The sequence below is a fragment of the Vibrio sp. HS-50-1 genome, from assembly GCF_024747315.1.
GTDB classification, from domain to species: Bacteria; Pseudomonadota; Gammaproteobacteria; order Enterobacterales; family Vibrionaceae; genus Vibrio; species Vibrio diabolicus.
The window spans coordinates 1-10986 of record NZ_JAMPZF010000017.1; the positions used below are offsets into that span (position 1 = coordinate 1).

The window sequence follows — 10986 nt, forward strand, 5'->3', positions numbered from 1 at the left end:
CCGGAAGCAGTTTGTGAGGAGTGCTGGATTTCATATGAAGTAACAGAACAGCCTGGCTTTTTAAATGTAGCGCCCAAGAGAAAGAACTTTACGAATCAATGCCAAGAGTCATTTTGGTTAAAAATCAATAAGGTGCAGTTAAGCACATAACAAAGCGTTTAAGAGGGATTTGGCACGCGTGGCATTTTTAGCATGCGTTGGGTTCAGTGTTTACGGCGCTTTGCAGAGGCTTATGTATTGCGTGCCGGCACCCCTTAACGCGGCGTTAACTTACTGCATACAAAACAGAGTCTTAAAGCCAATTTGAAATCTGATTTTCACATCAACCAACGTGCTTGTTTAAGTTGCTTGCGACAGCGTCAAAAGTTGTGAAAGTGGTTCTTGGTTCTTGGTTCTTGGTTTTTAGTTGGCGCTATTGGCAATGGTGAGCGGCGAAAATAGCAATTCCAATCCAAGCATCGGTGGGTGAATTTCCGTGAGACTCTCAGGATGGCATTAATGGTTCAAGTTCAAGCCAGTTCAAAGTTTGGCGTGGTTCCAGGGAAATTTTCACTTTTCAGTTGTAGAATCACTCAGTGATCAGGCTTAAAGTATTGAAAGTAATAAGTTAACAAGGCGTTCAAGAGGGACAGTCAACGCGTGGCGAATTTGGTTCCAATCTTGGCATTTGTGTTTACGGTGGTCAATGAAGTTTGGTGGTAGCGCGTTGCTGCCCCTTAACGCGGCGTTAAGTTTATGGAGTTAGATAATTGAAACCAGGTTTTTTATATTCAGAAAAGCAAGTTCCATCATATGTTTGTCCGACTTGCTCTCAAGAGGATATGCTTCCTGTTGGTGAAGTTAGTAACAGGCAGTCTGAAGTTCGCACTGGTGGGGATACAAGAGCGATGCTCCGCACCGATTTGCTTTGTCAGAATGATGACTGTGGAGAGGTTGGTGTCATGGTTATGATGGGTGAGTTATATTCAGATGGAGAGGCTGCACCAGAAATGCTCTACACTCCGACTTATGTTAATCCAGCCCCTAATATTTTTCAGTTGAACCAGAAATACCCGAGAGATATTCGTTGCACATTAGAACAAGTGTTTTCTCTTTTTTGGATTGACTCTTCATCATGTGGTAACAAGCTTCGTATTGCTGTTGAAGAGCTAATGACTTATCAAGGGATCGACGACCATGAGCACAACAATGGTGTTCCTATACTCAACTCTAAAGGCAAACCTAAATTAGTAATGCTTCAAGAGCGGTTAAAACGATTTAAGAAATTAGGAAAAGTTCATGGAAAATGTGGTAATGCGCTTGAGTCGATTAAGTGGCTAGGTAATGACTCAAGCCACTCTGGTGATAGCGTTTTTCAAAACGTAGTATTTCAAGCAATTATGGTGTTTGAAGCAGTATTGAAACAACTATACTTGGGTGAAGACATGCCTAAAGAATTGGAGTTTTCAGTGCGAAATATAGACTTTTTCCACAACCCCAATAAGCAAGAATTGCGTCCGAAAAAATAAACTTAACAAAGCATTTAAGAGTGATTCGCAACGCTTGGCGTTTTCGCTTCGCTCAAGTATAGCCAAGCGCCGCTCACACCTTAATGCGGCGTTAGAACAATCAAGGAAGATTCATGAACAAATTACATATAGCTATTGCAACAGATTCAATCGAAAAATCTATCAAAGACTACAGTAAGCGCCTAGGAGCTGAACCATGCTCTTTTGTCGCAAATGAATATGCTTTATGGAGAACTGAGTCACTTAATTTTTCCATTCGACAAGACTCAAAGTGCCAGCCTGGTGAACTAAGGCACTTAGGTTGGGAAGACGCATCGGCTAAAGATTTTAGTGAAGAAAAAGACGTGAATGGGATAGTGTGGGAGCGATTCAGTGCTGAGCAGCAAGCCGATGAAATTAACGAAATATGGCCGCACGCAAATTACGACCCTAAATAGATAGTTCTAACAAACGCTTTAAGACGGATTCGCAACGCGTAGCATTTTTACCATGCGTTGATTTTAGTGATTAAGGTGGTATGCGGTAGCATCGGTATTGCGTTGCTCACCACTTAAGCGGGCGTTAGCAAATAGCAGTTTACTGAAGGAACACGATGAAAGTTCAAAAAAAGAGTAGTGTTGTAAAAACAACAAGCTCTGTATCAAATTGCGGAGGTTTCCGATTTCTTTTATCCAAGTATTGGGAAGATGAGTCTGAGTTAAAACCTAGGGCATTATTTATATGTGAAAACCCCTCATTCGCAGATGAGCTAATGTATGACCAAACATTAGCGAATATTACTAGTCTTTCTGTTCAGTGGGGATGGAGTGGTTTTGAATTAGTTAACTTGCACCCTTCTTATTCTTCCGATTCCGATAATATTCAGCCCTCAAAAGAGGCGGAAGAAATAAACTCTAAATTCATAAATGAAGCTGTTGCTCGGCATAATCTAATAGTTGTTGCAACTGGTGAAGGTTACATCAGGGTCGTAAAAAAAATAATAAGGAAATATCCTGATAAACAGTACTTATGCATTAGCAACAATGCTGATGGGAGTGGTAGACACCCTTCTAGGTTGAAGATTAAAGACTATCCTAAACCTAAGCCATATAAAGCTATTAGCTAACAAACTGTTTAAGAGTGATTCGCAACGCGTGGCATTTTTACTATGCGTTAGTTTTAGTGGTTAAGGTGGTATGCGGCGGCATCGGTATTGCGTTGCTCACACCTTAACAGGGCGTTAGCTGGCACGGTAATCAACTATAAAGGTATAAGATGTTAAGAAAGGTTTATAAGGAAAGGTTGAATCTAGCAAAAGAGGCTAGGGAGTCTTTGAGTCATAAAGAAGGGATCTTGGTTGGTTTGCCGCACTCTAACGATAGAGGAATGCACCTTTCAAATTTTGCGAACTGTCTCCTTAATAGACAGCTAGATATTTTTGATGATGCTATATTTCTCCTAGAAAATGATAGAATTCCTTCTGCATGTACGATAAGTCGCGGAATGATCGAAACTCATGCATTTGCAAAGCTTTTGGCGACCAAAGTGGCTAAAACACTTAATGCTAAGTCGGGTAAAGAAAGTGCTGAAGAGGCTTTAGATTTAGTTATTAAGTTTATAAATAGCTCAAGAATAAAAGAAACTGAACAGAAAAAAATTAAGAAGGGCGTTTATGACCCAAACGACTATCAGTTTACTGATCAAGCTAAGTATCGTTTTGAAAATATGCTTGCCGCAAGTGAGCATGTGATGAACGCATTAAGAGATGTATATAAAAACGAGATGAAGTTTTCAGGCGAGAAACAGAGTCAGATCGAAATGGCATACGATTTACTTAGCGAGTGGGTTCACCCTTCACAAACCAGTATTTTTCATAACTATGTACCAGATACACACAATGTTCCGACTTCTTTAGGTCGAGTTAATATATTTGATAATGCAAAGCTTCAATGTGCAACAGCATTAGCTTTTATTGTTGAAGCGGCTGATATACATGCGACTATGACCGCAATGGCAGAAGAAATCACAAAGCGAGACTCTCAAGCCAGCTAACAAACTGTTTAAGAGTGATTCGCAACGCGTGGCATTTTCACTATGCGTTGCGTTTAGTGTTTAAGGTGGTATGCGGTGGCTTCGGTATTGCGTTGCTCACACCTTAACAGGGCGTTATAAGCTATCCGTAGTTGTAGGTTTGGAGAGTTAGGTGTACGAAACCCGTAAAGCTGAAAATAGTGACTATGAGTTCCTATTCGAACTTAAGAAATCAGCAGAATTTGAACCAATCAAAGCTGTATTTGGTTGGGACGAAAGTGTTCAAAGAGAAATTCATCACAATGAGTGGGTCGAAGAAAAGCCAACCATAATCGAAGTCGATGGAGTCGCCGTGGGCAGTTACTTGGTGCAGTGCCATTCTGAGCATCTGTACTTTGGTCGCTTTTTCCTATTACCAGAACATCAGGGTAAAGGAATTGGTAGCCAAGTATTAAAGGCTGTCATTGAGCTTGCTGAACAAAAGTCGTCACCGATAAAGCTTTGCTGCTTACAAGGAAACCGAGTAGGGCAACTTTACAAAAGGTTTGGCTTTGAGGTTACAGGGCAGGACGAACAGTTCGTATACATGCTTAAACCACGCTTATAACAAACTGTTTAAGAGTGATTCGCAACGCGTGGCATTTTTACCATGCGTTGGTTTAAGTGATTAAGGTGGTATGCGGCGGCGTCGGTATTGCGTTGCTCACACCTTAACAGGGCGTTAGGTACTTTATCGTTTACAAATGAATATTGTGGAGGTGCGGGGTGCAACAAGGGAAACTCATCTGGCATGTAGCATGTGACGAATCTGGTGTCGGAGGGCAAAAATATTACGGATTTGGTTCTTTGTGGATGAAGTATCAAAGACGTGGTGATTTTGCTCAAAAGGTTAGAGAGCTTCGTGACAAGCATAGATACCACGATGAAATTAAGTGGCAAAAAGCCCATAAAAAACACTATGCTGAATTTTATTCAGATTTGATAGATATGTTTTTTAAACATCAATGGTTAGCGTTTCACTGTATTGTTATCAGAAAGGGTATGGTGAACAAGCAATATCATGGTGGTGATTATGACCTTGCTATGCGAAAGCACTTTACTAAGTTAATCACGACGAAAATTTCAGCCGTTAAAAAAGCTCATTCGAATCGACAGTGTGAATTTAGAATTGAAATTGACCCGATAGCTTCTCGATATGATAAAGCAGATGAAGCTTTTCATATTATAGCTAACCGAACTCTTCGCCGTAGCTTTAATGGAGAAAACCCTATTAAGTCAGTTGTCGAAAAAGACTCAAAGAAATCAGAAAATATTCAAATTTCCGACTTTCTGTTAGGTGCCGTTATGAGTGCTTTTCAAGGTGCTGCAACATCACCCGCTAAGCTAAAAGTCGCTGAAAAAGTCGCACAATATTTAGGGTGGGATTCTTTGGGGTACGATACCAAACCGCATGAAAGGAAGTTCAATATTTGGTATTTTCATGATCGTACTCAAGGGGTAAGAGAGGTTGAAACTAAGCCTGTTGAGCTAAAGTATGCGCTTCCTAAACGTACCTAACAAAGCATTTAAGAGTGATTCGCAACGCTTGGCAGTTTCGCTTCGCTCAAGTATAGCCAAGCGCCGCTCACACCTTAATGCGGCGTTAGGCTACAAGCAGTTGTTACAGAATGGAGATGGAAATGGAAAACTTGAATACCGTAGAAATAAAGCCTTTTGTTCCATCTAAAGACTTTGAATGTTCTAAGCGCTTTTATCAAATTATTGGCTTTGAAATGGTATCTGAATTTGAAGGTATCGCTTATTTTAAATATGGTTCTTGCTCTTTCTTACTCCAAGATTTCTACGAACCTGTTCACAGCAACAACTTTATGATGCATCTTTTAGTCGAAGATGCTCGAAGCTGGTATAAACATGTCCTAAAGCTAAACCTAAACAAAGAGTTTGGTGTAAAGGTAACGGAACTTATTGAGCAGCCGTGGGGAATGCTCGAATTTTGCGTTACAGATCCAAGTGGTGTGTTGTGGCGCATAGCCGAGAATCAGTAGCCTAACAAAGCGTTCAAGACGGATTCACAACGCTTGGCAGTTTTGGTTTAATTCAACTTAAGTGTTTACGGCACAATGGTTTAGGTTGGGTGGTAGCGTTGCTCACCACTTAACGCGGCGTTAAGTGTTTTCATGAGGTTATAATGGCAAAGAATAATAAACGAACAAAGCAAGCTAGCCGTTCAATGGTCGTTGTGAGTACAGAAGTCGACAACTACAAATATCGAGATATTCGAGCACTAAAGCCTATCTGTGTCGATTGTAAGGAGCATCCTCAGTACCCCATGAGCGTTGCCTTTCAGGAAACAGACAAAGTCAATCTTTCCAAAGGCAAACAACTGGAGTACTTCGTGCCAAATAACATTGCTTTGCTGTTATCCAATAGCAGGAAGTCGCTAGATAAAGCTGAAGTAATGTACAAGGAGCAGCTACTCAAACACATTCCCTCCGATGAAGAAAAGTTCGTAGACCAATTGTGGAGTAATTGCTCATTAGTTTCTGACTATATTGAGCTAATGCAAACAGCCATAGTATTTGGTTATACAGCGCTTGAAGCTTTTGCCAATATAAGTATTCCAGAAAACTATACATACATATCTAAACCTAACAGCAAAGGAATAAAAGAACAGTTTAGTAAAGAAGCTGTTGAAAGATGGGTTAGGTTACAAGATAAATTGAACGTAATTCTACCTGATATTTACAATACGAGCGTGCTGAACAAACAGAAGTTTTGGCCTCACTTTATTGCGTTAGAAGAGTGCAGGAATAATATTATTCATCAAAAAACAATTGATAGGACAAGCTTTTTGTTTGAATACTTCAAACCAAAAATATTTGAAATTCTTCGGGTTCCAGAAAAAATCATTGTTCATTTTTATGAGGCTAATGGTGCGAAAAACAAGCAGGAGGCTAGTGCAAACTTGATGTGGCCTTGGCTTGAGGGGAACTCAACTTTTCCAGTTATGACTAGTCCAGATGAAATACTACAATGGCAAGTTGATCTAACTCGTCCTTCTATGCAAGCAAGAGTCTCAAGAAGTCTGAATAAAGCAGTGGAAAAAAACACTTAACAAACTGTTTAAGAGTGATTCGCAACGCGTGGCATTTTCAGTATGCGTTGTTTTTAGTGTTTAAGGTGGTATGCGGAAGCTTCGGTATTGCGTTGCTCACACCTTAACAGGGCGTTATACCCTTTATCTAAAACGGGAGAAGTTATGGATGTAGAAATCTGGAAGGTCAGGGTTAAAAATACATTTGAACTCGCGATTGAGGACTTCCACAGTGGCTCTCTTGGGGTTGATAGTCTCGATCGTTTGTATGAGTGCGGTACATATTATTGTACTTTACAGAACAGTATTGAAGACGAGCACTTGTTCGACCGAATCTACGATTATGCTGTTGGTGGTGTGGACAGAGACATTGCAATTGATCCGAACGCAAGGGAAACCTACATTCTAACTTTTGTTTGTCATATCTATTTTCGTTCGTAGAAATCGAACAACTCACTGAGTTTGAGGCTGAAGCAGTTATTGATGCACTATTGGCTGATAGCAGTTGGAACATTCTAGCTAAAATCTAGCACGGGTATAACAAACTGTTTAAGAGTGATTCGCAACGCGTGGCATTTTTACCATGCGTTGGTTTAAGTGATTAAGGTGGTATGCGGCGGCATCGGTATTGCGTTGCTCACACCTTAACAGGGCGTTATACCACCGATTCTACTCAAGTAAAGTTTTAACTAATGGTTTTAAATACATCAAATAAGTTAAGTTATGGAAAAACAAAAAATCAACCCAGAACGTATCACCAAACCCATTCAATTATTAGGTGCTTGGTTAGTCGGTCTGCTTAGTATTGATGCGGCATTTTTGCTTGCGGCGACCAATCTTGAGCAGACAACTTGGCAATCTGGAGCTCTTACTGTAGCTGCTATTATTAACGTCCCATTGTTTATTGGTGCGTTGTTTCTACTTCAAACAAAGTTTCGACCAGAGCTACAAGAAGACTCTTATTATTCATCTTATTTAAATAACAGAACCAATGAGGTTATTAAGATACCAGCTAAAGATGCCCAGATTGAGCATCTATTATCCAAAATTAATCGTTTGGAGTTACAATTAATGCCTCCTACGAAAGACAATGAGCAGGTTATTGAACTTAGTTCACTTAAGTTTGGTATAAATGAATGGCTAAAAAATGTTAGTGATATTGAGAGTAAACTGTCGAGTTTTGGTGTCTCATATACAAGTACGTTTGGCGCTGACTCTGAGCAACCTGAAGTTTTGAGTGTTGCAGTCGCAGAGCACTTACCTAAAAATGTAATTGACAAAGTATTAACGATTTCAAAGACTTTAGGTTTTTCTCACTTCAATTATATTGAGCCATGGGAAGAAATAAGAGAAGACGTGTTATTTGGAGCGTATGGAAAGCCAGCCGGTAAAATAACCTAGCGAAAACAGTGGTATAACAAGCTGTTTAAGAGTGATTCGCAACGCGTGGCATTTTTACCATGCGTTACGTTTAGTGTTTAAGGCGGTATGCGGCAGCTTCGGTATTGCGTTGCTCACACCTTAACAGGGCGTTAACTGGCAGGAGGGATTATAAGTGCCATATGATTTAACAAAAAGACTTGTTGTTGGATTATCTTCCAGCGCACTCTTTGATCTACAAGATTCTGATGAGATTTTTAGGTCTCAAGGTGAAGATATTTATAGAGATTACCAAAGAGAAAAGCAGGATGAACCCCTCGCAAAAGGAGTAGCTTTTCCGTTTGTTCGTCGTTTATTGAAGTTAAACGAGTTACGCCCTGAAGATCCTCCGGTCGAAGTTATTCTACTCTCACGGAATGACCCTGATACAGGGTTACGGGTAATGAATTCTATAGAACATTATGGGTTGGGGATGACCAGAGCAGTTTTTCTTCAAGGAAAGTCGCCCTATATTTATATACCTGCATTCGATATTGAGTTGTTTTTATCCGCAAACTATCAAGATGTTCGCCAAGCAGTGCTTGCAGGTTATCCTGCAGGACAAATACTTAAAGGGGATATTACAGATGACACTGATGATCTGGAGCTAAGGATTGCTTTTGACTTTGATGGGGTGATTGCGGACGATGAAGCAGAAGGGATTTATCAGAACTCAGGTCAATTAGCAGATTTTCATACACATGAATCAGAGTTAGTAAATGTGCCGCACAACCCTGGGCCACTCAAAAACTTTTTGCAACGGATCTCTGATATTCAAAAACTTGAATCTAAAAAAGAGAACGAAGATCCAACGTATTCACCCATGCTAAAGGTCTCTATCGTAACAGCACGAAATGCTCCTTCACATAAACGAGTAATTAATACAATGCGTGCATGGGATATTTCTGTGAACGAAGCATTTTTTATGGGTGGGGTAGAAAAGTCGAAAGTACTAAATATACTCAAACCCCATATGTTCTTTGACGACCAAAAACTACATCTGAAACCATCTTCATCTATATTGCCTTCTGTTCATATACCATTTGGGGTGGCAAACGAAGACAAAGCCAGTTAACAAACAATTTAAGAGTGATTCAGCACGCGTGGCATTTTTGGTATGTGGTGGTTTTGGGTGTTGAAGTGCCATGCGGCGGCTTGGTCATTGCGTGCTTCACACCTTAATTAGGCGTTAGGCGACGGGCAGGAAAGTTCTTTGTTCTCTTCTTCTTGCTCCCTCTGGCTGTTCGTTTCTCGAAGTCGGCAATTCAGCATTGTCGGCTCAAATTCTTGAATCCCTCAAACCGTAAAACATGCCAAAGTTCGTGGGTTGCCTCATTGGTTTCCTGTGTTGGTTGGCGGTGAGTTTCACTGGCTTAAAGTGTGGAAGGGGCAAGTTAATCGAGGCTTTCGTTTTCGCTGCTGGTTTGTATCTTGGAGTTTTGGGGCTTAAAAGCAGCTTTGTTGCTGAAAGTTCGTATTTCGTGGTTGTTGGAAGTTTGGCTGAAATATAGAGACTTCAGCGGTTCTTGAATCACAAAAAGTCAGTGGGTGTTTGGTCGTTTTTTGGGTTTCAGGTAATCTGTTTTCAGTTAGTTAAACATCAGTGCGAAAAATCGCCTAACAAACAATTTAAGAGGGATTCCCAACGCTTGGCATTCTTGGTTCTACTTCAAGTTAAGTGTTTATGGCACAATGCTTTAAGTTTGGGTGGCAGCGTTGCTCACCCCTTAATTGGGCGTTATGCGTCAGTGAGCCCGTTCATATAATCAATTTGAACGGACTTCATTTTACTTATTTTGTTTGAAATGCTTCTAAGGTGTGCATGGCAGAATAAATCATTGCGCGTTCGTGTTCACTAATGAGCTCTAAATTTACTCGTTCAACCCTATTTATGAGGCAAAGGCAAACAGCAGCCTCAACTTCATTATTCGGGGTTATGTTCCCTTTCATTACCTCAGCAAGGTAAGCTGCTAGAGAAATTAAAGCACTGTAGAATATTTTTACTTCTTGTTTTTTGCTACTTCAAAATTTTCAGCAGGGACGGAGGCAACAACAGCATTGATAAAAGTTTGTTTTCGTACTGATATATTTAGAAAACCATCGACTTCTTGGTCAAACTGAGCACCAATATCAGCCTGGACTTTAGCTGTATATAATCTATTACCTATTGCATTAAACATTGAATGTTTCCTTAATATGGCATTTCACCAGAACGTTATGTTATAAATTCAAGTCTAAAAATCAAGTTGTTGTGTTTGTTAGTGTGGCTAGTGTTGGAAATATTAAAGCCTTGCGAGCAGTCGCATAACAAACTGTTTAAGAGTGATTCGCAACGCGTGGCATTTTTACTATGCGTTGTGTTTAGTGGTTAAGGGGTATGCGGAAGCATCGGTATTGCGTTGCTCACACCTTAACAGGGCGTTAGGCGAATCAAGTTTTCATTCATATCAAAGAATGATTAAATTTTGATTTTCTTGAGGAATGATTCTTGACTACTAAAGTACCGCCACAATTGAGGGGCAAAGTTTGGCATTCAACAAGCATTGAAAATGCAAAAAGCATAGTTGGGTGCGGGGCTATTTTAGCTGAACCAGAATTAAGTGAAACAAAACGTTGGGGAAGTGCTACTCAACTGTTTGTAAGAAGTATTGGCGGTATCAGCTTGTTTGATTTTCGTCTTCCGAATTCTCATTCAAGTGGGCTCCTTAGTAGGTTTGTTCCATGTAAAGTTGACCTGATTCGTACGGTTTGGTTTGAGATTGATCTATCAAAGTTAGGAAGTTCATTCCTTTCTGCCGAAGATACTCGATTGCGTTGGATTAACGCTGGAATGAATACTCAATATATGCCGAAGTTAGAAGCGGCTAGTTTGTGTGCTATTCCTATTAGCTGTATTAAAACGGTTTATGTGTGTGACAGACGAGGTGTTTTCAGAGTTACTGCATTAGAAGAATT

At 40.2% G+C, this 10986-nt stretch carries 13 protein-coding genes; 12 read left to right on the forward strand and 1 reads right to left on the reverse strand.

Annotated elements, in window-relative coordinates:
• The first annotated feature begins 749 nt into the window (after positions 1-749).
• The 11 genes from NDJ01_RS08425 to NDJ01_RS08500 all read left to right on the forward strand — a co-directional run bounded on the left by NDJ01_RS08425 (position 750) and on the right by NDJ01_RS08500 (position 9106).
• Entirely contained in the window at positions 750-1508 is a 759-nt protein-coding gene (locus NDJ01_RS08425) for a DUF4145 domain-containing protein (RefSeq protein ID WP_258586557.1), read from the forward strand.
• Positions 1509-1621: 113 nt separating this feature from the next.
• Positions 1622-1945, forward strand: coding sequence for a hypothetical protein (locus tag NDJ01_RS08430; protein WP_258586558.1), 324 nt, complete (start codon positions 1622-1624; stop codon positions 1943-1945).
• A 155-nt stretch (positions 1946-2100) separates the two neighbouring features.
• The gene (locus tag NDJ01_RS08440) at positions 2101-2613 is read left to right on the forward strand and encodes a DUF1643 domain-containing protein (RefSeq protein WP_052147616.1); all 513 of its coding nucleotides are present in this window, start codon (positions 2101-2103) and stop codon (positions 2611-2613) included.
• Between the two features lie 149 nt (positions 2614-2762).
• Entirely contained in the window at positions 2763-3539 is a 777-nt protein-coding gene (locus NDJ01_RS08450; RefSeq protein ID WP_258586559.1) for a hypothetical protein, read from the forward strand.
• Between the two features lie 151 nt (positions 3540-3690).
• On the forward strand, positions 3691-4125 hold the full coding sequence (locus NDJ01_RS08460; protein WP_258586560.1) for a GNAT family N-acetyltransferase: 435 nt from the start codon (positions 3691-3693) through the stop codon (positions 4123-4125).
• Between the two features lie 158 nt (positions 4126-4283).
• Entirely contained in the window at positions 4284-5075 is a 792-nt protein-coding gene (locus NDJ01_RS08465) for a DUF3800 domain-containing protein (protein WP_258586561.1), read from the forward strand.
• A 122-nt stretch (positions 5076-5197) separates the two neighbouring features.
• Positions 5198-5563, forward strand: a complete 366-nt coding sequence (locus NDJ01_RS08470; protein ID WP_053317300.1) for a VOC family protein — start codon at positions 5198-5200, stop codon at positions 5561-5563.
• 143 nt (positions 5564-5706) lie between these two features.
• A complete protein-coding gene (locus tag NDJ01_RS08475; RefSeq protein WP_258586562.1) occupies positions 5707-6633 on the forward strand; it encodes a hypothetical protein in 927 nt (308 codons plus the stop codon).
• A gap of 144 nt (positions 6634-6777) precedes the next feature.
• The gene (locus NDJ01_RS08485; protein WP_258586564.1) at positions 6778-7053 is read left to right on the forward strand and encodes a hypothetical protein; all 276 of its coding nucleotides are present in this window, start codon (positions 6778-6780) and stop codon (positions 7051-7053) included.
• A 282-nt stretch (positions 7054-7335) separates the two neighbouring features.
• Positions 7336-8013 (forward strand): hypothetical protein, encoded by a 678-nt coding sequence (locus tag NDJ01_RS08490; RefSeq protein ID WP_258586565.1) that lies wholly within the window; start codon positions 7336-7338, stop codon positions 8011-8013.
• 154 nt (positions 8014-8167) lie between these two features.
• Complete coding sequence (locus NDJ01_RS08500; RefSeq protein ID WP_025630348.1) at positions 8168-9106, forward strand: 5'-nucleotidase; 939 nt, start codon at positions 8168-8170, stop codon at positions 9104-9106.
• Positions 9107-10031: 925 nt separating this feature from the next.
• Here NDJ01_RS08500 and NDJ01_RS08510 read toward each other — a convergent pair.
• A complete protein-coding gene (locus NDJ01_RS08510) occupies positions 10032-10211 on the reverse strand; it encodes a hypothetical protein (RefSeq protein WP_258586567.1) in 180 nt (59 codons plus the stop codon).
• 308 nt (positions 10212-10519) lie between these two features.
• Here NDJ01_RS08510 and NDJ01_RS08520 point away from each other — a divergent pair.
• Positions 10520-10986: hypothetical protein (locus tag NDJ01_RS08520; RefSeq protein WP_258586568.1), on the forward strand; the 467-nt coding region annotated here is incomplete at its 3' end.